At 73.9% G+C, this 24345-nt stretch carries 13 protein-coding genes; 6 read left to right on the top strand and 7 right to left on the bottom strand.

The window, feature by feature from the left end; translation table 11 throughout:
* The first annotated feature begins 86 nt into the window (after nucleotides 1–86).
* The 5 genes from ACIPXC_RS03805 (at nucleotide 87) to ACIPXC_RS03825 (ending at nucleotide 11352) form a co-directional block, all read left to right on the top strand.
* On the top strand, nucleotides 87–4175 hold the full coding sequence (locus tag ACIPXC_RS03805) for an amino acid adenylation domain-containing protein (protein WP_401613197.1): 4089 nt from the start codon (nucleotides 87–89) through the stop codon (nucleotides 4173–4175).
* Complete coding sequence (locus tag ACIPXC_RS03810; protein WP_401613199.1) at nucleotides 4168–7524, top strand: amino acid adenylation domain-containing protein; 3357 nt, start codon at nucleotides 4168–4170, stop codon at nucleotides 7522–7524. The genes ACIPXC_RS03805 and ACIPXC_RS03810 overlap by 8 nt, the downstream gene beginning before the upstream one ends.
* Entirely contained in the window at nucleotides 7524–8930 is a 1407-nt protein-coding gene (locus ACIPXC_RS03815; protein ID WP_401613201.1) for a condensation domain-containing protein, read from the top strand. Before ACIPXC_RS03810 ends, ACIPXC_RS03815 begins: the two co-directional genes overlap by 1 nt.
* A gap of 89 nt (nucleotides 8931–9019) precedes the next feature.
* Complete coding sequence (locus tag ACIPXC_RS03820) at nucleotides 9020–10210, top strand: acyl-CoA dehydrogenase family protein (RefSeq protein WP_401613203.1); 1191 nt, start codon at nucleotides 9020–9022, stop codon at nucleotides 10208–10210.
* On the top strand, nucleotides 10207–11352 hold the full coding sequence (locus tag ACIPXC_RS03825; RefSeq protein WP_401613205.1) for an acyl-CoA dehydrogenase family protein: 1146 nt from the start codon (nucleotides 10207–10209) through the stop codon (nucleotides 11350–11352). Before ACIPXC_RS03820 ends, ACIPXC_RS03825 begins: the two co-directional genes overlap by 4 nt.
* 85 nt (nucleotides 11353–11437) lie before the next feature.
* On the opposite strand, the gene ACIPXC_RS03830 is transcribed toward ACIPXC_RS03825, so the two are convergent.
* From ACIPXC_RS03830 to ACIPXC_RS03855, 6 genes are all read right to left on the bottom strand, one after another.
* Nucleotides 11438–12019 carry a GNAT family N-acetyltransferase gene (locus ACIPXC_RS03830; protein ID WP_401613207.1) on the bottom strand — a complete coding sequence of 194 codons (582 nt, stop codon included), beginning with the start codon at nucleotides 12017–12019 and terminating at the stop codon, nucleotides 11438–11440.
* A gap of 26 nt (nucleotides 12020–12045) precedes the next feature.
* A complete protein-coding gene (locus tag ACIPXC_RS03835) occupies nucleotides 12046–13116 on the bottom strand; it encodes a threonine aldolase family protein (protein WP_401613209.1) in 1071 nt (356 codons plus the stop codon).
* Complete coding sequence (locus tag ACIPXC_RS03840) at nucleotides 13113–13799, bottom strand: DUF2461 domain-containing protein (RefSeq protein WP_401613210.1); 687 nt, start codon at nucleotides 13797–13799, stop codon at nucleotides 13113–13115. The genes ACIPXC_RS03835 and ACIPXC_RS03840 overlap by 4 nt, the downstream gene beginning before the upstream one ends.
* Nucleotides 13796–15196, bottom strand: a complete 1401-nt coding sequence (gene glyA / locus ACIPXC_RS03845) for a serine hydroxymethyltransferase (RefSeq protein WP_401613212.1) — start codon at nucleotides 15194–15196, stop codon at nucleotides 13796–13798. The genes ACIPXC_RS03840 and glyA overlap by 4 nt, the downstream gene beginning before the upstream one ends.
* 54 nt (nucleotides 15197–15250) lie before the next feature.
* Nucleotides 15251–18541, bottom strand: coding sequence for an amino acid adenylation domain-containing protein (locus ACIPXC_RS03850; RefSeq protein ID WP_401613214.1), 3291 nt, complete (start codon nucleotides 18539–18541; stop codon nucleotides 15251–15253).
* A gap of 90 nt (nucleotides 18542–18631) precedes the next feature.
* Nucleotides 18632–20506 (bottom strand): BTAD domain-containing putative transcriptional regulator, encoded by a 1875-nt coding sequence (locus tag ACIPXC_RS03855; protein WP_401613216.1) that lies wholly within the window; start codon nucleotides 20504–20506, stop codon nucleotides 18632–18634.
* Nucleotides 20507–20717: 211 nt separating this feature from the next.
* Here ACIPXC_RS03855 and ACIPXC_RS03860 point away from each other — a divergent pair, with 211 nt between their 5' ends.
* On the top strand, nucleotides 20718–20924 hold the full coding sequence (locus ACIPXC_RS03860) for a hypothetical protein (RefSeq protein ID WP_401613218.1): 207 nt from the start codon (nucleotides 20718–20720) through the stop codon (nucleotides 20922–20924).
* 248 nt (nucleotides 20925–21172) lie between these two features.
* On the opposite strand, the gene ACIPXC_RS03865 is transcribed toward ACIPXC_RS03860, so the two are convergent.
* Nucleotides 21173–24193: a BTAD domain-containing putative transcriptional regulator gene (locus tag ACIPXC_RS03865; protein WP_401613220.1), complete on the bottom strand. Its 3021-nt coding sequence runs from the start codon at nucleotides 24191–24193 to the stop codon at nucleotides 21173–21175.
* Nucleotides 24194–24345: the final 152 nt, after the last annotated feature.

Genomic DNA, 24345 nt, shown 5'->3' on the forward strand with positions numbered 1-24345 from the left:
GCACGCCCGTACCCCGCACGCCCGCGCCGCGCTCCCGCGGCGCGCCCTGCCGTACTCCCTCTCCCGAAGACGCACGGAGGCTCAAGGTGAGCGAGTCCCTCGCCGAACGCATAGCCGCACTGCCGAAGTCCCGCAGGGCACTGTTCCAGGCCCTGACGGGCCGCGCCGGCGGGCGCGCCGCCGTACGGGAGGACCCCGAGCCGGCACCCCGTGACCCCGCGGACCCGCCGGTGCTCTCCTTCGCACAGCGCCGGCTGTGGTTCATCGACCAGCTCCAGCCCGGCAGCCCCGCCTACAACGTGCCGGTGGCCACCCGCATCCGCGGCCCGCTCGACGTCCCCGCCCTGCACGCGGCACTCCAGGACATCGTGGACCGCCACGAGGTCCTGCGCACCGTCTACACCTACCAGGAGGGCGCCTCCGAGGCCCTGCCCCGGGTGGTGGACGGCTTCCGGCTGCCCCTGCCGGTGACCGAACTGCCCGACGAGGAAGCCGTCCGGCCGTTCTACGACGCGGACGCGGGCGCCCCCTTCGACCTGGCCGGCGCCGTCCCGCTGCGGGCCCGGCTCGGCCGCCTCGGGGCCGAGGACCATGTCCTCGTCCTCAACCTCCACCACATCGTCACCGACGGCTGGTCGATGCGGATCCTCTACACCGAACTGGAGCGCGCCTACGCCGCCCGCACCGGGGCCCCCGCCGAGCCGAACGCCCCGCTCGCCCTGCAGTACGCCGACTTCGCGACCTGGCAGCGCCGCCGCGTCAGCGGCGACCGGCTGGACGGGCTCACCTCCTTCTGGCGGGAGGAGCTCGGCGGAGCGGCGCCCGTGGACCTGCCCACCGACCGGCCCCGGCCCCCCGTCTTCGGGCACGCCGGAGCCTCCCGCTACATCGACCTCCCGCCCCGGCTCATCACCCGGCTCAGGGAGTTCGGGAAGTCCGAGGGCGCCACCCTCTACATGACGATGCTGGCCGGCTTCGCCGCCACCCTGCGCCGCTGGACCGGCCAGGAGGACATCGTCGTCGGCACCTCCGTCTCCGGCCGCGACCACCCGGCCTTCAGCGAACTCATCGGCTTCTTCGTCAACACCCTGCCGCTGCGCATCAGAACCGGCGGCGACCCCGGCTTCGCCGAACTGGTCCGCGCCACCCGGCACACCACCCTCCAGGCGTACGCGCACCAGGAACTGCCCTTCGACCTCATCGTCGACACGCTCGGCCTGCCCCGGGACCCGAGCCGGCCGCCGCTCACCTCCGTGATGTTCCTCCTTGACGAGACCCCGGACACCGCACCCGGCCTCGCGGGCCTGGCCACCGAGCCCATCGACTTCTCCTCGCACGCCACGAAGTACGACCTCATGATCAGCGTCCACGACACCGGCACCGCGGTCCGCGCCCTCGTCGAGTACCCCACGGACCTGTTCGACGCCTCGACCGTGGACCGGCTCCTCGGCCACTTCCTCACCACCCTCGAAGGCGCCGTCGACCGCCCCGACACCCCGCTGTCCGCGCTGCCGCTGCTCACCGACGCCGAGCGCCGCACCGCCCTGGACGACTGGAACGCCACCCGCGCCCCCTTCCCCCAGGACGCCTGCCTGCACCACCTCTTCGAGCAGCACGCCGACCGCCGGCCCGACGCCCCCGCCGTGGTCCTCGGCGGACTCGGCGGCTGGAGCGTCACCTACCGGGAACTGGAGGAGCGCGCCAACCGGCTCGCCCACCGGCTCGTCGAGGCCGGGGCCGGCCCCGACCGGACCGTGGCCCTGTGCCTGCGCCGCGGCCCCGGACTGGTCACCGCCATCCTCGCCGTCCTCAAGGCGGGCGGGGCCTACGTACCCCTCGACCCGGACTACCCCGCCGAACGTCTCGCCCTGCTGCTGAAGGACGCCGCGCCGCCCATCGTCGTCTCCGACGCCGAACTCGTCGGCCGGCTGCCCGTGCCCGCCGGCACCGCCCGGGTGCTCCTGGACACCGACCGTGCCGCGCTCGCCGACCTGCCCGCGACCCGGCCCGACGTCCCCGTCACCGCCCGGGACCTCGCCTACGTCATCTTCACCTCGGGCTCCACCGGCACCCCCAAGGGCATCGCCCTGGAACACCGCGGCGTCGTCAACAACCTGCTCGATCTCAACCGCTCCTACGGCATCGGACCCGGGGACTCCGTCCTTGCGTTGTCCTCGCCCAGCTTCGACATGAGCGTCTACGAAACCCTCGGCATCCTCGCCGCGGGCGGCACGCTCGTCCTCCCCGACCCCGCCGCCGCCAAGGACCCCGCACACTGGGCCGACCTCGTCGAACGGCACGGCGTCACCGTCTGGAACTCCGCCCCCGCGCTCCTCGGCCTCCTCGTCGACCAGCTCGAACACGCCGGCGGCCCGCGACTGCCGAAGCTGCGCACCGCGTTCCTCGGCGGCGACTGGATCCCCGTCACCCAGCCCGACCGGATCCGCGCCTTCGCGCCGGAGCTGTCCTTCGCGGCCCTCGGCGGGGCCACCGAGGCGTCCATCCACTCGGTGGAGCACCGGGTCGGCCGGGTCGACCCGCAGTGGACGAAGCTCCCGTACGGGCGCCCCATGGCCAACCAGCGCACCTACATCCTCGACCCGCACGACCGCCTCGTACCCGTCGGCGTACCCGGCGAACTCCACCTCGGCGGCGTCGGACTGGCCCGCGGCTACCTGAACCGGCCCGAGCTCACCGAGGAGAAGTTCGTCCACGTCGAGCTGGAGCCCGGCCGCACCGAACGCCTCTACCGCACCGGCGACCTGGCCCGCTACGGCACGGACGGCACCATCGAACTCCTCGGCCGCACCGACTTCCGGATCAAGCTCAACGGGCTCCGCATCGAACCGGGCGAGGTGGAGAGCGCGCTGCAGGGCCGCCCCGGCGTCCGCGAGGCCGTCGTCGCCGCCCGCCGGACCGCCGCCGGCTCCGACCGCCTGGTCGGCTACGTCGTCGCCGAGGACGGCGCCGACCTCGACGCCGCCGCCCTGCGGACCGCGCTCGGCGCGGTCCTGCCCCCGCACTGCGTCCCCGCGGAACTGGTGCTGCTGGAGCGGCTGCCGCTCAGCCCCAACGGCAAGGTGGACCGGGGTGCCCTGCCCGACCCGCGCCCCGCCGTCCCGGCCCCGGACCGGCCCGCCGCCGTCGCACCGGCCGGCGGCGACCCCGTCGCCCTGCGGATCGCCGCCGTCTGGGCCGAGGTGCTCGGCGTGGCCGAAGTGGCCCCCGACGCCGACTTCTTCGCCCTCGGCGGGGACTCCTTCGCCGCCGTGCGCGCCGTCCGCGCCGTCGCCGCCGCCCTGCCGGAGGGCGGGGCCGCCGCCCTGCGCGTCGTCGACCTCTTCAGCAACCCGACCCCGGCCGGCCTCGCCGCCCGCAGCGCCGAACTCGGCGGCAGCGGGACACAGGCGCACCGCCTGCTGCACCGGCTCACCCCCGAACGCCCCGCCGGGACCACGGCCCTGACCCTGGTCTGCTTCCCGCACGGCGGCGGCGACGCCATCGCCTACCAGCCCCTCGCGGCCCAGCTCCCGCCGCACATCGAGCTCCTGGCAGTCTCCCCGCCCGGACACGACCCGCTGCGCCCCGGCCCGATGCTGCCGGTCCCGGACTTCGCGGAACTCGCCGCCCAGGAGATCGCCCGCACCGTGCGGGGCCCGTACGCGGTCTACGGCCACTGCGCCGGAGTCGTCACCGCCCTGGAGACCACCCACGTCCTCGAACGCATGGGACAGCGGCCGATCGCCCTGGACCTCGCCGCCGCCCTCCCCGAGGAGGACCCGGAGTACGCCCTGGAGATGGAGCGCGTCTCCGGTGACGACGACCTCGTCGCCTACCTGACCACCATGGACGGCTTCGACGGCGTCCTCGACGACCGCGACCTCACCGCCGTCCTGCGGATGGTCCGGCACGACATGACCGAGGCCGCCCGCTTCTTCGCCCGTACCCCCGGCGGCTACGAACAGCCCCTGACCACCCCGCTCACCTGCATCATCGGCGACGCCGACGACGCCACCGAGGGCTACGAGGAGGGCTACCGCGCCTGGGGCCGGTACGCCGCCGACGTGTCGCTCGCCGTGATCCCCGGTGGCCGCCACTACTTCGCCAAGCACCTGCCCGACCGGCTCGCCGCCCTGCTCGCAGACCTGCACCGCAACGGAGGAAACCATGTCTGATCTCGCCGAACGGCTCGGCCGCCTGCCCCAGGGACAGCGCTCCCGGCTGCTGGGCAGGATGCGCAACCAGATGACGGCCGGCGTGGGCCGCCGCATCGAGCTCAAGCGCGCCGACCACGGACCGCGCTCCCGCTCCTCCTTCCAGCAGGAGCAGATGTGGTTCGTCGACAAGCTCGGCGCCGGCAAGGCCCGCAACAACATAGCCCTTTCCATAGCCCTGGGCGGCCCCCTGGACCGGGCCGCACTGCACGAGGCCCTCAACGCCGTCGTCTCCCGCCACCAGGTGCTGCACAGCAAACTCGTCGAGATCGACGGGGTCCCCTGGCAGGAGCCCGTCCCCTCCTTCGTGCTCGGCGTCCAGAGCACCGACCTGTCGGGCAGCGAGGACGCCGACCGTGAACTCGCCGAGCTCACCGCGGCCACCGCCGCCGCCCCCTTCGACCTGGCCGCCGCCCCGCCCGTCCGCGCCCACCTCGTGCGCCTCGCCGAGAACCGGCACGTCCTGCTCTGGGTCGTCCACCACATCGCCTGGGACCCCGGCTCGACCCGGATCTTCACCGAGGAACTGACCAGCAGCTACGCCGCGGCCGCCGCGGGCAGGCGCCCCGAGGCGCCGAGACTCGCCGTCGAGTACGCCGACTTCGCGGCCTGGCAGCGGGCCAAGCTGGAGAACGACGAGCACGGCCGGGCCCTCGCCGCCAAATGGCGCCAGATCCTCGCGGGCGCCGTCGCCACCGAGGTCATGCCCGACCACCCGCGCGGTCCCGAGACCAAGGGCGACGGCCGCGGCCTGAAACTGACCCTCGACCAGAAGCTGCTGGACCGGCTCACCGAGCTGGCCGACGCCAGCAGCACCACCGTGTTCACCACCCTGCTGGCCGCCTTCAACGCACTGCTGCGCCACTGGACCCGCACCGAGGACGTCGTCGTCGGCACGGCCAGTGCCTCCCGCCCGCATCCCGACCTGGAACAGGTCATCGGTTGCTTCGTCCAGATGATCACCCTGCGGACCGAGGTCACCGACGGGCTGACCTTCCGCGAGCTCGTCACCCGCACCGCCGCCTCCGTGATGGACTCCTTCACCAGCAGCGAACTGCCCTTCGAGCAGGTCGTGGAGGCCGTCCGGCCGGTCCGCGACCCGCTGCGCCACCCGCTCTTCCAGATCGAGTTCACCTCCCTCGGCCGCTGGGGCACCCACCGCGCGCAGGCCGCGGACGTCGAGTTCACGATGGACCAGCTGCACGACGGAGCGGCCAAGTTCGACATGAGTTTCCTCGTCGGCGAGAACGACGGCCTGGAACTCTCCCTCGAATACAACACCTCCCTCTACCGGCACGGCACGGCCAGCGCGCTCCTCGGCGCCTTCCGGCAGGTCCTGGAGCAGGTCGCCGAGAACCCCGACCTCAAGGTCGCGGACATCAGCCTGGTCGAGGAGCCCGCCGCCTCCCGGCACGCCCGCGAGCTGTCCCGCGGCGGCCCCGTCGACGAGGCGGCCTGGACCACCACCCTCGACCGTGCCTTCCGTGAGCGCGCCACCATCCACCCCGACGCCGTCGCCGTCCGGTACGGCGCCACGCGGCTCGACTACGCGGCGCTCGACCGCTGGTCCGAGGCCATCGCCCACCGGCTGCGCGACCGCGGTGTCGGACACGGTGACCCGGTCGCCGTGTGCGTGGCCCGCGGCCCGGCCGCCGTCGCCGGCGTCCTCGGCGTCCTCAAAGCGGGCGCCCACTACATCCCGGTCGACCCGGCCGCCCCGGCCGAGCGCACCCGTACCGTCCTGGCCGACGCCGGGGTCCGCCACGCCCTCGTCGACGAGAGCGCGCACCTGCCCGTACCGCTGGAACTCGTGAACACCGGGACCGCGGCCCCCGTCCGCGAGGTCCCCTCCCTCGCCCTCAGCTCCACCCCCGCCGACCTGGCCTACGTGCTCTACACCTCCGGCAGCAGCGGAACCCCGAAGGGGGTCATGATCGAGCACCGCTCGGTCACCCACTTCTCCCGCACCATCGCCAAGGCCTACGAGATCAAGGCCGAGGACCGGGTCCTGCAGTTCGCGCCCCTCACCTTCGACGTCTCCGTCTTCGAGATCTTCACCACCCTGCTCGCGGGCGGCTCGCTCGTCATCGCCACCGACGACGAACGCCGCGACCCCGCCCTGCTCCAGGCCCGGATGCGCGAGGACGCGGTGACCGTCGCCGAACTCCCGCCCGCGCTCCTGCCGCTGCTCGACCAGGCGGCCCTGCCCGACCTGCGCCTGGTCTCGGTGGGCGGCGAGGCCTTCCCCGGCCGGCTCGTCGCCGAATGGACGGCGGGGGAGCGCCGCTTCGTCAACGGCTACGGTCCGACCGAGGCCACCGTCGCCGTGACCCTGATGGACTGCACCGGCAGCTACGACCGCAACCCGCCCATCGGCCGCCCCATGCCGGGCCACCAGGCCTTCGTGCTCGACGAGCGGCTGCGCCCGGTCCCGCCCGGCGTCCCCGGCGAACTGTGCGTGGCCGGCCCCGGTGTGGCCCGCGGCTACCTGGGCCGCCCCGACCTCACCACCGAACGCTTCGCGGACAACCCCTACGCCGACGGCCCCGAGACCGCACGCCTCTACCGCACCGGTGACCTCGTCCGCTGGCTGCCCGGCGGGAACCTCGACTTCCTCGGCCGCACCGACCGCCAGCTCAAGGTCCGCGGCCACCGCATCGAGCCCGGCGAGGTCGAGGCCGTGCTCACCGGGCACCCCTCCGTGCAGCAGGCCGTGGTGGTGGCCCAGCCCGCCGCGGGCGGCGAGCGGATGCTGGCCGCCTACGTCACGGTCGAGCAGGTCGGCTCCTACGCCTCCGAGGTCGCCGACGCCGAGGGCCTGCGCGCCTACACGGCCGTCCGGCTCCCCGGCTACATGGTCCCGGTCGTCGTCGTCCTGGACGAGCTGCCGCTGACCCCGCACGGCAAGGTCGACACCGCCGCCCTGCCCCTGCCCACCGAGCAGTCGGCCCAGGGCGGGACCCCGCCGCGCGACGCCGTCGAGGAGCAGATCTGCCGCGACATCCTCACCCCGCTCCTGGAATGGCAGAACCCGGACGTGGAGGGGGACTTCTTCGCCCTGGGCGGCAGCTCCCTGCAGGCCACCATCGTGGTCTCCCGGGTCCGGGCCCTGTTCGGCATCGACATCGCCCTCGCCGACTTCTTCGGCCGTCCGACCGTCGCGGGCCTCGCCGAACTGGTCCGTGCCGCGAAGGCCGAGGCCGCCGGCGAACAGGACCGGCTGCTCGCGGTCTTCGAACAGATCGAGAACATGAGCGACGAAGAGGCCGCCGCCCTCCTCGGCTCCCTCCAGCAGCCGGAGGGACCCTGATGGCCGGTCCGGCCGGGCTGGAGGGGGTGCTCGCCGCGCTCCCCGAGGGAAAGCGCGAGCTCGCCCGCCTGATGCTGGCCGCCCGCCGGCCCGTACCCGCACACCCGGCCCCGCGCTCCGGCGCGGGGCCGGTCCCCCCGACCGCCCTGCAGACCCGGCTGTGGCGCCGGGAACGCACCCACCCGGCCGTCGCCACCGGCTCGCACGCGCTCCGGCTGACCGGCCCCCTCGACCCGCGGCGGCTCGACCGGGCCCTCACCGGGGTGCTGCGCCGGCACGAGGCCCTGCGCACCCGGCTGGTCCGCTCCACCGCGGACCAGCCCCGGCTGCACGTGGACGAGGAACCGGTCCTGCGGCTCACCCGGGCCGACCTGACCGGCTTCACCCCGCAGGCCGCGGCCGAGCGGACCGCCCTGCAGGTCAAGGAGAGCGCCTCCACCGTCCTGGACCTGGACAGCGGCCGCACCAGCGCGTTCCGGCTGCTGCGGACCGCCCCCGACGAGCACGTCCTGATCCTCGCCTCCCATCTCGCGGTCTTCGACGGCTGGTCCTCCGGGGTCTTCCTCGCGGACCTCGCCGCCGGCTACCGCGAGGGCCCCGGGGCCCTCCCCCCGCCCGAACTCCAGTTCCCCGACTACGCCGACTGGCAGCACCGCTGGCTCGCCGGACCGGACGGCACCGCCGAACTCGCCCGCCGCCGGGCGGTGTTCGCGGCCGACCCGCCCGCACCCCGGGCTCCCGGCGGTTTCGAGCGCGGACACCTGCCCGTACGGCTCGCCCGCGGCCCCGTCGACGCCGGCCTGGAGCTGGGCGCGGCCGAGGGGGCCACCCCCTTCATGACCCTGCTCGCCGCGCTCGCCGTGGTCCTCGCCCGCAGGGACGGCCGTACCTCCGTGGTGATCGGCACCCCGGCCGCGGGCCGGTTCGCCGCACCGCTGGAAGGAGCCGTCGGGCAGTACACCACCGTCGTGCCGATCCGGCTCGACCTCGTCGGCGGGCCGGTCTTCCGCGAGCTCCTGCACCGCACCCGCACCGCGGTGGCCGACGCCCTGGCCCACCAGCGGCTGCCCGTGGACGTGCTGTTCGGCGACGGCACACCGCCGCCGTACAACGTCCTGTTCGCCCTCCACAACTACCCGGCCGTACCACTGGACCTGCCCGGCATCGAGGTCGGCCAGCTGCCCGGTCCGCCCGCCCGCCACCTGGAGCTCTACAGCCCCGACCCGGCCGCCGCCCTGGCCTGCGTGGGCCTGGTGGAGCGGGACGGCGAGATCGGCGGCACCGCCGAGTACAACCGGCACGCGGCCACGCCCGAGGACGTGCGGGGCCTGCTCACCGGGATCGAGGAGGTGCTGGACCGGGCCGTCGCCGCGCCCGGGTCCCCGCTCGTCACCGCCCGGCACTGAGCGGGGGCCGGGGCCGTGCGCGCCCCGGCCCCCGCCCCGATCCCCACCGGACCCACCCGGACCCACCAGACCCGCCTAGGGAGTTGCCCGTGCTCACCACCGAGTTCTACCGCGCGCCCGCGGACTGCGGGCTCGTACGGAGCGGGGCCGACGTGCCCCGCACCCCCATGCGGGCCCTGCGCGAGGACATCCACGACATCCTGGTGTCCGCCCCCGTCGCCGAGGCCCGGCGCACCCGCGACCCCCGGCCGATCCACCGGGCCCTGGGCGAGCGGGGCCTGCTCGCGCCCCAGTGGCCCGAGGAGTACGGAGGCCGCGGCGTCAGCCAGGTCGCGGCCGCCGTGCTGGTCGAGGAACTCGCCATGCACGACGTCCCCGACCTGCTGCACACCCTCACCGTGCAGATCGTCGGCTCCACCCTGCTCAACGTCGCGAGCCCGCAGATGAAGGCACGCCACCTGCCCGGCTTCGCCGCCGGCACCTCCTTCGGCTGTGTGCTCTTCAGCGAACCGCAGGCCGGCTCCGACCTGAACATCCTCTCCACCCGCGCCGTCTCCGACGGCAAGGGCGGCTACAAGCTCTACGGCACCAAGGTCCACTCGCTCTTCGCCCGCTTCGCGGACTACGGCCTGTGCCTGGCCCGCGGCGAGGACGACGCCTTCAGCCTCTTCCTCGTGCCCCTGGCACAGCCCGGCGTCACGATCCGGCAGATCCCCGGCATCGGCGACGACGCCTTCCACGAGGTCGCCCTCGACGGCGCGGCGGTCACCGCCGACGACGTCGTCGGCACGATCGGACAGGGCTGGGCGATCGTCGTCAAGACCCTGGCCTTCGAACGCACCGGCCTCGACTACTACGTCAAGGCACTGCGCTGGTACCGGGCCGCCGTCGAACGGCTGGAGGCCCACACCGACCGGCTGGAGGCCGGCCAGCACGACCAGATCGGCCTGGCCAAGCTGAACGCCCGGCTGCTCGCGGCAGGCACCCTGGTCCGCCGCGTCCTCACCCGCCTCGACCGGGGCGAGCTCAACGAGGACGAGGCCGCCGCCGCGAAGTGGTACACCACCGAACTCGCCGCGGAGGTGGCCTGGTGGGCCGCCGAACTCGACGGCGACACGAGCATGACCCTCGACGACCCGGAGGTCGACGGGGTGGCACACCCACTGGATTCGGCGATGCGTGAAGCCCCGGGGATGCGGATATCCGGCGGCACCGCCGAAATGATGCTGGAGACGCTGGCCCGGCTGCGTCTCGACTCAGGGGCGGAGGTACGGCCATGACGACCCAGGCGGTCAACGGGAGCGGTACGCGGGGAGCGGCCGGCGAGGCGCCCGAACGGTGGCGGGAGAGGGAGGACGAGGACTCGCTCTTCCGGCAGCTCCGGCTCACCGTCCGGCAGGGGCTGGAGGTCGACGGGGACACCCCCGCCGGCGTCTGGGAGGCGCTGACCCAGGTCGGCGCCTGGGAGTTCGCCCTGCCCATCGAGAAGGAGGGCCTCGACCTCGGCCAGGCCGTCCTGGCCATGGTCTGCGAGGAGGCCGGCAACGCGATGCGGCCCGTCCCGCTGGCCGACACCCTCCTCGCGCTCGACGTGCTCTCCGCCCTCGGCCCCCTCGCTCCCGAGGGCACCGACGACCTGCTGGACCGGGTGCGCGCGGGGGAGCTCCGGCTCGCCGTCCCGGGCCGGCTGCCCGATCCGCGCGGCGCCGTACCGCCCGGCATCGCCTGGAAACCGGACGGCGACGGCACCGGCGTCGTCCTCACCGGCACCGGCGGCCCGTTCGCCGCCGGTGTCGGGCCGGACGCCCTGCTGGTCCTGGCGAACGGTCCCGACGGCCCCTGCGTCGCCCTCGTCGACCTGCCCGCGCAGGGCGTCACCGTACGCCCGCTGCGCGACCACGGCGGGGGAGCGGTCGCCGGAGCCGTCTTCGACGAGGCACCGATCCCGGCCGGTTCGGTGCTGCTGCAGGGGCTCGCCGCCGAGCAGGCCCTCGCCCGCGTCGGCCTGCGTGCCGCCGTCCACCAGGCGTCCCTGCTGGCCGGTATCACCGCGGCCGCCCTGACCGCCGTCGTCTCCCGGATCCGCGGCCGGCAGCAGTTCGGCCAGGCCCTGGTCAAGCACCAGGGCCCCCGGCTCCGGGTGGCCGGACTCCTGGCCCGGCTCGACGCCGTGCGCTGGGCCGTCGGCGACGCCGCCCGCGACCTCGACGAGGGCCGGCTCACTGCGGGGGAGGCCGCCGGGCTCATCGCCCTCACAGCGGAGACCACCCTCGACGTCACACGTGACGCGGTGCACCTGCACGGCGCCTCCGGCCTGGTACGGGACGGCCTGGTGGCCGGCTGCTACCGGCGTGCGGCGTGGGAGGCCCTGCGCTGCGGACGCCCAACCCAGCTGTGGGACATCGCGGCGCACACCCCCTGACCCGACCCCACGAGGAACCCGCCCGCACGAGGAAGGGGCCCCCGCACTGCGGGAGCCCCTTCCCCGGGTACCGGCGGCCCGGCCGTCAGACCAGGTCGCGGCGCATGATCCAACGGTGCCGCTTGTCGCTCTTCGCCTCGGTCCGCCGGATCCGGCGGAAGCCGGCCCGTTCGAACATGTCCATCGTGCCGACATAGGCGAGGGTCGGGTTCACCCGGCCGCCCTCGGGGTCCACCGGGTAACCCTCCACGGCGGGCGCGCCGTTCGCCCGCGCGTGCTCGACGGCCCCCTCCAGCAGACCCGAGGCGACCCCCTTGCCGCGGAACTCCCTGCGCACGACGAAACAGGTCACCGACCACACGGGCACGTCGTCCACCGGGGTGATCGTCTTCGAGGACGTGAGCCGGTCGAGCTGGCGGCGCGGAGCCACGTTGCACCAGCCGGCCACGTCGCCGTCCAGGAACCCGAGCACCCCGGGGGGCGGATCGGCCTTCTCGGTGAGGTTGCGCAGGTGCTCGCCCCGCTCCTCCGCGGTCATCCGCCCGTAGTCACCGGTGCTCAGCCGCCACGCCATGCACCAGCACGTGTGCGCGCTCTTCTTCGGCTGGAGCACCTTCCGGACGTCGTCCCACAGATCCGCCGTGGCGGGCCGGACTTCTAAACTCATGTTGCTACTTCGCTCTCTTCCGCTTCTTACAGGCGTCCCGCGGGCGCGCTCCTGCGCGCCCCGGCGACGACATCGGTCATCACGGCGGTCAGCACCTCCAGGGCGCGCCGACACGCCTTGTGTCCTGCGTCCAGATGGGTGACCAGCCGGACGGTGTCCGGGTCCGGCGCGGTCACCAGCACTCCTTCCTGCGCTGCCCGTGAAACGACCTCGTCGGCGCCCGGCACCTCGACGAGGACGATATTGGTCTCGGGCGGGCGCACGGGGAAACCCGCGTCCCGCAGTCCCGCCGCCAGCAGCCCGGCGTGGTCGTGGTCCTCGGCGATCCGCTCCACATGATGGTCCAGGGCGTACAGCCCCGCAGCGGCCAGGATGCCCGACTGCCGCATGCCGCCGCCCAGGCCGTGCCGAAGCTTCCGCGCCCTGGGCAGGTGTTCGGACCGCAGCAGGAGCACGGAACCGACCGGCGCGCCCAGCCCCTTCGACAGGCACACGGACAGCGAATCCGCCGTCTCCCCGTACTGGGCCGCCGACGTCCCCGTAGCGGCCATCGCGTTCCAGATCCGGGCGCCGTCCATGTGGACGGCCACGCCCGCGCCGGACGTCAGCTCGCGCACCGCGCGCAGCGTCCCCAGCGGGTGCACGGTACCGCCGGCCCGGGTGTGGGTCTGCTCCACCTCCACCGCGCGCGTGCCCAGCGTGTACGCGTTCCCCCGCCGGACCACCCCGGCCAGCAGCTCCGGGGTGAGCACCCCGCGCTCCGCCGCCACCGTACGCGTCTGGATCCCGCCGTAGCGGGCCGGGGAGGCCTCCTCGTGGGCCAGGACGTGCGCCTCGGCGTCGCACACCAGCTCCTCGCCCGGCGCGAGGAGGAGCTGCAGCGCGATCTGGTTGGCCATCACCCCGGACGGCGTGAACAGGGCCCCGGTGAAACCGAAGAGCCCGGCGAGGCGCTCCTCCAGGGCGCGTACGGTCGGATCCTCCCCGAAGAGGTCGTCGCCGACCTCCGCGCCGGCCATCGCGGCCCGCATCCCGGGACCCGGCCGGGTCACCGTGTCGCTGCGCAGATCGGCGATGCCGGAACCACCTGTGGTCATGACGGGTCGTCAACTCCTTCGCGGGGCTTAGGGGTCAGTTCGCGCGCCGCCATCCAGTCCAGCAGCGGCCGTACCAGCAGCCACGTCTGACGGACGAACTCACCGGCGCGCGCCGTGTGCAGGCCCGCGGCCGGACCCTGGCGGCGCCCCGCGTCGATCTTGCGGTGGCGCAGCAGATCCAGCCGCGGATGGTCCGCGGGCACCCCCCGGGGCCGGGACTTGAGCCGGTCCCCGCCGAGGACGAAGCCCTGCTCCGCCAGCCGGCCGGTGATCGCCGCCAGCTCCGTGCCGCCGTCCTCCTCCTCGACGGCGGCACGGTAGCGGGTGACCTCGGCCCCGGCGTACGGGTACCAGCGGCCCGAGGCGTACAGCCCGTCCCGGTCCAGGTGCACCCACAGGCCCAGGCAGGGCAGCAGGTCGAGGTAGGCGCCCTGATAGGTCTTGTACGGGGACTTGTCGTGGGACATCCGGGTGTCCCGGACCGGGCCGAGCACCTGCACTACGCCCGGCCCGGACCAGTCCTCGAAGAACGTGCCCAGTTCAGCGGCCAGCTCGTCCATCGGCGCACGCACGTCGCGCTCGTACCGCTCGCGGTGGCGCAGCCGCCACGCCTCCTTGCTGTTGTCGGCCGCGAGGTCCTCGTACAGGCGCAGTGCCGAGGGCGGGAAGCCGCTGAAGGTCACGTCAGGTACCCCGGCAGGGGGTGGGCGGCGCACAGCTCGCAGACCCGGGTGCGGACCCGGTCGCGCAGCGCGTCCGGCAGCACGCCGCCGGGTGCGGCGAGCGCCGTCAGGACGTCCGCGACCAGGTCGGCGCACTCGGCGGCGACATTGCGGTCCATCCCGCGCGCGGCCAGCGTGTTGGTGCCCAGCCGCAGGCCGCCCGTCACCCGTACCCCGGTGGTGTCCCCGGGGACGCGGTTGCGGTTGACGACGATCCCGCAGGACTCCAGTGCCTCCTCCGCCACGTCCCCGGTCACGCCGGTGCCGCGCAGGTCGAGCAGCACCATGTGGGTGTCCGTACCGCCCGTGACCAGCCGGAAGCCCCGGTCCAGGAGCCGTTCCGCGATCGCCTGCGCGCCGTCGGCCAGCCGCTTGGCGACCTCCGCGAAGTCCGGGCTCGCCACGAAGTCCAGGGCGCGGGCCTTGGCCGCCACCGACGCCAGGTCGGGGGTGCCCTGGGTGAACGGGAACACGGCGCGGCGCAGGGTCGCGGCGAGGGTGCCGCGCTCCGGCCCGGCCCTGCGGGCCTCGCGGCCCAGCAGGATCAGCCCGCCGCGCGGACCGTAGAGCTGCTTGTAGGTGCTGGTGGTGGTCACGTGGGCGTGGTCGACGGGGCTCTGGTGGAGGCCGGCCGCGACCAGTCCCGCGATGTGTGAGATGTCGGCCAGCAGGTAGGCGTTGGCCTCGTCGGCGATCTCCCGGAACCGGGCGAAGTCGATGCTGCGGGGGTACGCGCTCGCCCCGCACACGATCAGCTTCGGCCGGTGTTCCAGCGCCAGTTCGCGGATCTGGTCGTAGTCGAGCAGCCCCTCGGGCGTCACCCGGTAGCCGTGGGCGCGGTAGTACCGGCCGGTCACCGAGGCGGGGGAGCCGTGGGTGAGGTGGCCGCCGCAGTCCAGGTCGAGACCGAGCAGGGAGTCGCCGGGGCTCAGCAGCGCCGTGATCACGGCGAGGTTCGCGGAGGACCCGGAGTGCGGCTGCACGATCGCGTCCTGCGCCCCGAAGGCCGTGCACGCCCGCTCGATCGCGAGCCGCTCGATCTCGTCGGCGATGCCGCAGCCCGCGTGGTAGCGGTTGCCCGGATACCCCTCGGCGGTCAGGTTCCCGAGCGCGCTGCCCTCGCAGGCCAGCACGGACGGGTCCGCGACGCTCGACGCCGCGACCATCATCAGGGTGTCGCGCTGGCGCGCCGACTCCCGGGACAGCAGGTCGTACAGGACGGAATCGCGTTCTCTCAGCCGGGTGTTGGCATGCGCGGCGAAATCGACCAGGTCCGGGGCGGGCGCCGCGGGCGCGCCGCCCGCGCGCCCGTCCTCGTCCAGCGGATCGGTGACGGGCGCGGGCAGGGTGAGACTCATGACTGTCCCCTCTCGGAATCGTCCGTGATGGCCGTGCGGAACCCGGTCGCGTCCTCAGTCGTCCGCATCGGCGGTGTCCGTCTCGTCGGTCTCCAGCTCACCGAAGGCCTCGGCGGCCCGGACCGCTTCCGCGCCGTGCTGCTCGTCGGCGGCGATCTTCCCGGCCAGCTCGGAGACCACCGGGTTCTGGAACACGGTCTTGACGGGCACCGGCACCCCGAGGAGTTCCCCCAGCAGTCCCGCGAGCCGGGTCCCGCTGAGCGAATCGCCGCCCAGGGTGAAGAAGTTGTCGCCGGGCGCCACCCCGTCCAGGCCGAGGATGTCGGCGACCGCCGCGCACAGCACGAGCTCCAGCGCGCTGCCCGGGCCGTCCCCGCTCTCCCGCACGGCCGCGTCGTCGGCGGACTGCTGACGTCCGGCCGAGGAGGCCAGCAGCAGCCGGTCGACCTTGCCGTTGCGGGTCAGCGGCAGCTCGTCCAGCACGGTGATCGCGGCCGGCACCATGTAGCCGGGGAGCTGCGCGGCGAGCCGCTCCAGCACCCGCTCTCCCGGGCCGGCCCCGGAGCCGGCGGCGGCCACCACGAAGGCGTGCAGCCGCCGCACCCCGTGGGCGCTGGCGGGTGCCACCACCACGGCCGCCCCGACCTCGTCGTCCTGGCGCAGGACGGCCTCGATCTCGCCCAGCTCGATCCGGTGCCCCTGGATCTTCACCTGGAAGTCGTCCCGGCCCAGGATCTCGATGCTGCCGTCCGGCAGGTAGCGGCCGAGGTCACCGGTCAGATAGGCGCGTTCACCGGTCTCCGGGAGGCGGACGAAGCGGCTCGCGGTGCGCCCGGCGTCGTTCCAGTAGCCGAGCGCGAGACCGACGTCGCTCGCCACGGCCATCTCGCCGACGACACCGAGCGGCCGCTCGTGGGCCGTCCCGTCGACGATGTAGTAGCGCTGGTTGGTGATCGGCTTGCCGTACGGGATGCTCGTCCAGGCCGGGTCGACCTCGCCGATCGGCTGGAACAGCGACCAGCAGATCGTCTCGGTGGGACCGCCCGACCCCACCACCTGGATCCGCGGGCTCTGCGCCCGCAGCCGGTCCGGCAGCGTCAGCGGGATCCAGTCGCCGGAGAGCACCGACAGGCGCAGCGATTCCAGCGGCCGGCCGCTGCCGCGCCGCTCGCGCACCTCGGCCTCGCCGATGAGCAGCTCCATCAGGACGGGTACCGAGTTCCACAGCGTGACCTGCTCGGCCTGCACCAGATCCGCCCAGACATCGGGCTCGGCGTGCTCGAACGGCGGCGGCACCACCACGGTCCCGCCCTGGGTCAGCACCCCGAAGACGTCGTAGATCGAGGCGTCGAAGTGCAGCCCCGAGATTGCCAGCAGCCGGTCCCGGGCCCCCACCTCGAAGCGCGTCGCGACGTCGCGGATCAGGTTGACCACACCGATGTGGTCGACCATCACACCCTTCGGCTCGCCCGTGGACCCCGAGGTGAAGATCGTGTACGCGAGGTCCGCCGGGGTCTGCGCGGTGTCCGGCATGGTGGCGGTACCGGACTCGAAGTCCTTGTCCACCCGGTAGCGGCGGGCCGTGGGCGGCCAGCTGATCCGGGAGTCCAGCGAGGACTGCGTGAGGATCCGGTCGACCTTGGCCTCGGCCAGCAGCCGGCGCAGCCGCTCCGGCGGCACGGACGCGTCCAGCGGCAGGTAGGCGGCGCCGGAGGCGAGGATGCCGTACACCGCGGCGTACTGCTCCCAGCCCTTCTCCATCACGACCGCGACCAGTTCACCGGGCGCCGCCCCGTGCTCGCGCAGGGTGTGCCCGATCCGCCAGGCGTACGCGGCGAGTTCGGCGTAGCTGAGCCGCCGCCCGGAGGCGTCCACCACGGCCTCGGCGTCGGGGGTGAGCCCGGCCTGCCGGGCGAACAGCTCGTGCAGGGTGGTGTACGGGATCTGCCCTGCGGTGTCGTTGACCCGGCGGCGCAGCTCGCGCTCGGCCGGCGGGATCAGGTCGAAGCGCGCGGTGTGCAGGCTCTCCGGGTCCTCGGTGAGACGCCGCAGGAGGTCCACGTACACGCCGAAGGCGGCGTCGACGAACCCGGGTGCGAAGGCCCCGTCGACGAAGTCCCAGATGACGCGCAGCTCGCCGGCCAGCTCCCGCAGCTGCACGTCGAGGGTCACCTGCGGGGTCTGCGAGATGGAGTACACCTCGTGGCCCAGGTCCGTGACGGGCCGGCGCACCGGGTAGTCGAGCAGGCTGGTGACGACCACGGGCATCCCGGCCTGCGCGCCCACGCCGTGGTGCCGCGTCAGCTCCCGCAGCACGCGCACGCCGTTGAAGGAGCCGTGCTCCACGTCGCGGGCGAGCTGGTCGCGCAGGGCGTGCGCACGGTCCAGGAAGGTCGCGCCCGAACCGTCGGCGGCGAGCATCACCGCGTTGGTGAAGTCGCCGAGTACACCCGTGATGTCCGGATGCACCGCCGGACGCTGGAACACCGGGTAGTTGATCGTGAAGTCGGACTCCTCGGCCCAGGCCCGGACCACCTCGGCGAAGGCCGCGGTGAGCAGCACCGACGGGGTCAGGCCCGCCCCGTGCGCCCGCTCCCGGAACCGCTGCCAGTCGGCGGGGGCGAGGCGGTGCTCGCGGCGGTCGAAGCGGACCTCGCCGGTGTCCCCGCCGGAGCCGCCCGTGGGCAGCGACGGGGCCGGCGGCAGGGTGGGCACGCGCTGCACCCAGTAGTCGCGGGCGGCGCGGAAGGCCTCGGTGTGCGGCAGGGCGTCGGCGCGCCAGCGGGCGTACTCGGCGAAGGAGATGCCGGGCTCCGGGAGGTCCGCTTCGGGGTCCTCGTACAGGTCGACCAGCTCGGGGAAGAGGACCTGGAAGGCGCTGGAGGCGTCCAGGACCTGCAGGTCGATCCCCAGGTGGACCCGGCCCAGGTTCTCCGGACCGCCCAGCCGGAAGATCCGCAGGTCGAACAGCGGCCAGCTGCCGACCGGGAACACCACGTGGCTCATCTCCTCGCGCAGCACGGCGAGGTGCTCCCGGGCCGCGTCGGGGGACAGGTGGCGCAGGTCGACGACCGGTATGTCGAAGGGCAGCGGGTCGGACGGCACCCACTGGGTGCCGTCCGTGCCGCCGATCGCGCGGAGCATGTCGTGGCGGGCGACCACCGTGCGCCAGGCGGCGGCGAAGCGCTCCGGGTCGAGGTCGGGGCGCTCCCACTCGAAGTATCCGTAGCAGCCGATGCCGCCCATCTCGACGGCTTCGCCTCGCCCGATCATCAGTGCCTGCTGCGTCTCGGTCATCGGGAAGGACGCGGCACTGTCCGCGCGAGCGGGCAGGAGCTCGGTCATGGTCCAACTCCATTCGGTGTTACGGGCCGTTGGCTTGTGCGTGCCTGGGTGGATACGGGCCGGGACGCCCTGCTGCGGGGCAGGGCGAGGCTAGGGGCGGTGAGTTAGCCGCCGGTTATGCCCCGCGCGGCCGGCGGGCCCGCCGGGCACCGGCGCCCGCCCCTCCGCCAGGGAGAGCGCGAAGAGCCGTACGAGCGGATGGAACAGGTAGCAGGGCTGGCCCCACTCGTCCGCGCCGCTGACCTCCAGCAGGGCCGCGTCGGCGAGCGCCTCCAGCAGCCGTTCGGCCTCGGCCTCGGGCAGGTCCAGCGCCGTCGCCGCCTCGGCGGCGGGGAACGGCCGGGGCCCCGGGCCGTGGCCCAGCGCGGCCAGCGCCGGGAACACCGCCCGCACCTCGGGGTCCAGCGCACGCCAGGACGGCAGCAGGGAGGTGTGCACGTCCAGGTCGCCCGAGTGCAGCTCCCGCAGCCGGGTGACGGGATCCGCCAGCCGGTGGGCGAGCCGGTCGGGGGTGCAGTGCGGTCGGGCCGCGATCCGGGTGCCGACGATCCGCAGCGCCAGCGGCAGACCGGCGCAGTGCTCGACGATCGCGGACGCCGCGCACGGCGCAGCCGCCACCCGGGCGGGACCGGCCGCCGCGGCGAGCAGTTCCAGCGAGTCCCGGGGCTCCAGGGGCGCGAGGGCCACGGTGTGCGCCCCGGCCACGGTGGGCAGGGCCGTACGCCCGGTCACCAGGACGGCGGGCTCCGGGGTGTTGGGCAGCAGCGGACCCAACTGGGCCGCGCCCGAGGCGTTGTCCAGCACGATGAGCAACTGCCGGCCCCGGGTCCGCTCCCGGTAGAGGCGGACCAGCTGGTCCTGGTCGTCGGCGGCCGGTACGTCGTCCATCGGCCCCAGCGCCCGCAGCAGACGGCGCAGCACCCGGGCCGGGTGCCGGGGCGTGCCGTCCGCGGCCCGCAGGTCGGCGTACAACTGCCCGTCGGGGAAGTGCCGCTGGCAGCGGTGGGCGGCGTGGACGGCCAGTGCGGTCTTGCCCAGCCCCGCCATGCCGGTGACCAGGACCCGGCGGGGCCGGCCGGAGCCCTGCCCGTCGGGTGCCAGGGCGCGGCACACCAGGTCCAGCTCCGGCCCCCGGCCCGTGAAGTCGACGGTGTCCGGGGGCAGCATCGCCGGTGTCCCGGCCGACGGGCCGGACACCCGCGGCCGGGCGCCGGCCCGTACGGCCGGGACGGCAGCGGGCCGCCGGTCGAGCGTACCGTCCAGCAGCGCCCGGTAGGTGGCCTGCAGCTCCTCCCCGGGGTTGATCCCGAGCTCGTCCGCGAGCACCGCCCGGCCGTGGTGATAGAGGTGGATGGCGTCCGCCTGCCGCCCGGACCGGCACAGGGCGGTCATCAGCTGGCACCGGATGCGCTCGCGCAACGGGAACTCGGAGACGAGCCCGGTGAGCTCACCGGTGATCTGCTCGTGCCGGCCGAGGGCGAGATCCGCGGCGATACGGTGCTCCAGGGTCACGGCGCGCGCCTCACTCAGCCGCGGGGCCTCGGCGTCGGCGAGGTATTCCGTGGCGTTCGCGAACGGCTGGCCGTTCCACCGGGCCAGGGCGTCGCGCAGCAGCTCACCGGCACTCTCGAAGTCCTCTTTGATCAGTGCCTCGCGGCCGCCGAGCGCCAGCTTCTCGAATTCGTCCAGGTCGACGCTCGCATTACCGATGCTCATGGCATATCCCGGCGGTCTGCGATCGATCACGACATCGTCGCCGAGAATCTTGCGCAGGCGTGAAATATAGGTGTAGAGCTGTGCGCTGACGGTGGCCGGGGGCGCCCAGCCCCACAGCAGCCGGCACAGCCGGTCGTCCGACACCACCTCTTCGCGGGCCAGGAGGAGCGCCGCGAGCACGGTGTGCAGCTTCGCCCCGGAGAACGCGACCCGGTGGCCGTCCCGCCGTACCTCTACTGGCCCGAGCACTCGGAATTCCATGTACCGCCCCATCCGTGATTCCTGAGAAGAATCTTCGAACGACGCTAGAGGAATGCGTTGTCCTCTCGATATCGTGGCGATTTCGCGGGGGGCTCGGGTCATGAAATCGATGGAACACGGACGAGAAAGGAGCCGTCCCTACTGTTCCATTCGTGCCGCAGCGAGCGGCAGTGATGATCCACCGAGAGGGGAATCCGAGATGCGCAGCACCCGGACGGCGAAGACGACGGCCGCTTGCCTGGCTGTACTTGCGGGGATGTTCGTGGGCACGGGGGCCGCCGCGGCCGTCACGGCGCAGACGAGCACCGGCGTGCAGGCGGACGACATGCCGTGGGGGATCGTCAAGCCGCTGCACCCCTCGCAGTCGGGCTCCGCCGGCACCAACGGTGACATGCCCTGGGGCTGACCGCCCCGAGGACGGCGTCCCGCGCCACAGCCGTCCCGTACGACCGCAGTGCCCCACGACCGCAGTCCCTTGCGGCTTCGGTCCCGCACCACCGCAGAACCGTTCTTCCGCACACCGCACGTCCGTAGCACCGCACGTCCCGTAGCACCGTACGTCCCGTAGCACCGTACGTCCGCAGCACCGCACGTCACTGGCACCGTACCGCCGCGCATGTCCGCCGCCGCGGCCCGATCCGTACCGGACGGGTCTCAGTTCGCCGGAGGCGCCAGCAGGGCCGTCAGTTCCTCCGAAGTGAAGGAACGATGCGGCAGCCCGCCGGGTCCCCCACCGCCCGGCTCGCCCTCCGCACCCTGCACGGCCGTCAGCAGCCGCCCCGCCTGTATCCGCCAGGGCTGCGCGCCGACCTCGCCGAAGGCGGCACAGGCCCGCCGGAACCGCTCCGCCGCCTGCGCACAGCGACCCCCGAGCGCGTCCACGCACCCGAGGTCCGTCTCCACCCGCGCGTACAGGAACCGGTCCGCCAGCTCATCGGTGATCTCCAGGGCCTGCTGCAGCGTGTCCCCCGCCGCCTGCAGCAGGCCCTGGCTCCACTGCGTCTGGCCCAGACCCCGCAGCGCGTGGGCCTCACCGACCCGGTCGCCCTCGCCGCGGGTCAGCCGCAGCACGGTGCCGAACGCCTCGGCGGCCTCCCCGAGATCCCCCGCGCGTAGCCGCACCTCGGCGAGCCGGTACACGCTCTGGGCCTCCGCCCGCACCGATCCCGTGCGCCGGCTCAGCGCCACCGCCTCCTCCGCCAGCGGCAGCGCGCCGCCCACGTTGCCCCGGTCCAGCTCGATCTGCGCCTGGAAGCCCAGCAGATGGGCCTCGTTCCCGATGTCCCCGGAGTCGTGGAATCCGCTGAGCGCCGCCTCGCAGTACTCCAGCGCCCGCTCCCAGTCGCCCTGGAACCGCGCGCACATGGCCAGGTTCCGCTGGGCGAGCGCCGCCCCGCCGAGGTCGCCGCTGCTGCGCAGCAGGCGCAGCGCGGCCATGTTCCAGCCCTCGGCCTGCTCGTAGCGCCGCTGGTAGATCGCCAGCGACCCCAGGAGCCGCAGCATCGTCGCCTCACCGGGCTCGTCGCCGGCCCGCCGGGCGGAGGCCAGGGCCTGCTCGGCGCTGCGCTGCCAGTCCTCCAGGTAGTTCTTGGTCTCGAAGTGCGGCACCGCGCTCTCGGTCAGCATCCAGGCGTAGCCGGCCCGGCCCGTCTCCGCGGCCTGCGCCACCACGTCCGTCACGGCGGTGCGCTCCGACTCGAACCAGTCCATCGGTGAGCCCAGCAGCTCGTCGGCGATCTCGCCCAGGAATCCGGGGGCGGGCGCCGCCGGCCGGCCCACCGGGAACTCCCGTCCGTCGATCCGCCGGTGCGCCTCCTCGGCCAGCCAGAGCCATGCCCCGAAGGCCCGCTCCAGCGCGGCGTCCGCCTCCTCCTCGGGCTCGTCACACTCCGCCCGCTCCCGGGCGAACAGCCGCAGCAGGTCCTGGAACCGGTAGCGGGCCGCCCGGCCCGGCGCCGCCTCCGCGACCTCCAGGAGCTGGGCGTCGACCAGGTGGTCGATCAGCTCCTCCGCGTGCCACACGCTGGTGTCCAGTACGGCCGCCCCCGCCCAGGCGGCGAAGTCCGCCGTGCGCAGCAGCCCGAGCCTCCGGTACATCCGGGCCGCCTCCGGCGGCAGGTCCCGGTAGGTGAGCCGGAAGCCGGCGCGCACCCCGCCCTCGCCCGGGCTCAGCACGTCGAGCCGGGACCGGTGGTCGCGCAGCCGCTCGACCAGGCTCCGCACGCTCAGGCTGGGCTTGGCCGCCAGCCGGGCGCCGGCGATCCGAAGCGCCAGTGGCAGGCGGTCGCACAGCGCGCCGAGCTGCTCCACCGCCACCGGGTCGCTGCCGAACCGGTCCGCACCGGCCAGGGTGATCAGCAGGGCCGTCGCCTCGGTCGGCTCCAGCATTCGCAGCCGGATGCTGAGCGCCGTGTAGTCCCCGGTCAGGTCGCCCAGGTTCTCCCGGCTGGTGGCCAGCACCACACTGCGTCCGCCGCCCGGCAGCAGGGGTCTGAGCTGGTGGAAGGAGCGCACGTTGTCCAGGACGATCAGCGTCTTGCGGGTGCTGAGCAGGCTCCGGAAGAGCGAGGCCCGCTCGTCGGGATCCGCCGGGACCTGGGGTGCGGCGATCCCGAGGGCGCGCAGGAAGCGGTCGAGCACGGCGGCGGGGGACACCGGTGCCTGTTCCTCGTCGTAGCCGCGCAGATCGGCGAAGAGCTGGCCGTCGGGGAACTGGTCGGCGACCTGGCTCGCCCAGTGGACCGCCAGTGCGGTCTTGCCCACCCCGCCCACGCCCACGATCGTCGCCAGTGCCGGGGTGTGAGGGTTGTACGGCTCCTTCAGCAGCCGGTCCAAGGAGGCCATTTCACGCTGCCGCCCGGTGAACGCCATGACTCCGGCCGGTAGTTGCGCCGGGATCGTGTGCACGGCGGCCGGCGCGGGGGTGACCACGGCCGGCGGGCGGGTCAGCTCCGGTGAGTCCCGCAGGATCAGCTCGTGCAACTGCCGCAGCCCCGGGCCGGGTTCGATTCCCAGCTGCTCGGTCAGTAACCGGCGGCCGTGCAGGAACACGTCGAGTGCCTCGGCCCGCTGCCCCGACCGGTACAGGGCGAGCATGAGGTGCTCGCGGCACTGCTCGCGCAGCGGGTGCCGGGCCACCAGTTCGGTGAGCTCGCCGATGAGCGCACGGTGCCGGCCCAGCTGCAGCATCAGCCCCGCCCGCTCCTCGATGAGCGTGAGCCTCGTCTGTTCCAGGCGCGTCGCCTCGGCCTCCAGGCGGGAACCGGGCGTCTCGTCGAGCGCCGAGCCCCGCCAGATGCTCAGCGCCTCCTCGAACAGCGTGCAGGCCTCCTCGGTACGGCCGTGCCGGGCGGCGTCGCGGCCCTGGGCGGCCCGCTCCAGGAATTCCTGGACGTCGACGCGGTGCTCGCCCTTGGCCAGCAGATAGCCCGGGGGAGAGGTGATCAGCAGATCGGTCACGCCGGCCTGCTTGAAGGTCTTGCGCAGGGTGGCCACGCAGATGGCGATCTGGTTCCGTGCCGTCGCGGGAGGGGAATCCGGCCAGACGGCGTCCACCAGGGTGTCCACCGAGACGACCCGGTCGGCATAGAGGACCAGCATCGCGAGGACCGTCGCCTGGCGCCGGCCGTTGATGCGCAAGGGGCCGTCGTCGGCCTGGACGAGCAGTGGCCCCAACAGTCTGAAGACAAACCGATTCAACAGGTCCCCCGCCTTTGAAACCCCGCGTCAGGCGCGAACGGTACCGCAAAGACGATTCCTCGGTGCAGTCAACTCTTGGGAAAATCAGCGGCTGTTTCAGGCCATCTTGTCCGTATGGCGGTAGGGCG

This window comes from Streptomyces sp. NPDC090021 (assembly GCF_044748225.1).
GTDB lineage: Bacteria > Actinomycetota > Actinomycetes > Streptomycetales > Streptomycetaceae > Streptomyces.

What these genes read in the sequence shown, in the direction of transcription:
- ACIPXC_RS03810 (WP_401613199.1), top strand. Translation starts at nt 4,168, where the DNA reads ATGTCTGATCTCGCCGAACGGCTCGGCCGCCTGCCCCAGGGACAGCGC.
- ACIPXC_RS03815 (WP_401613201.1), top strand. Translation starts at nt 7,524, where the DNA reads ATGGCCGGTCCGGCCGGGCTGGAGGGGGTGCTCGCCGCGCTCCCCGAG.
- ACIPXC_RS03825 (WP_401613205.1), top strand. Translation starts at nt 10,207, where the DNA reads ATGACGACCCAGGCGGTCAACGGGAGCGGTACGCGGGGAGCGGCCGGC.
- ACIPXC_RS03830 (WP_401613207.1), bottom strand. Translation starts at nt 12,019, where the DNA reads ATGAGTTTAGAAGTCCGGCCCGCCACGGCGGATCTGTGGGACGACGTC.
- ACIPXC_RS03835 (WP_401613209.1), bottom strand. Translation starts at nt 13,116, where the DNA reads ATGACCACAGGTGGTTCCGGCATCGCCGATCTGCGCAGCGACACGGTG.
- glyA (WP_401613212.1), bottom strand. Translation starts at nt 15,196, where the DNA reads ATGAGTCTCACCCTGCCCGCGCCCGTCACCGATCCGCTGGACGAGGAC.
- ACIPXC_RS03850 (WP_401613214.1), bottom strand. Translation starts at nt 18,541, where the DNA reads ATGACCGAGCTCCTGCCCGCTCGCGCGGACAGTGCCGCGTCCTTCCCG.
- ACIPXC_RS03860 (WP_401613218.1), top strand. Translation starts at nt 20,718, where the DNA reads ATGCGCAGCACCCGGACGGCGAAGACGACGGCCGCTTGCCTGGCTGTA.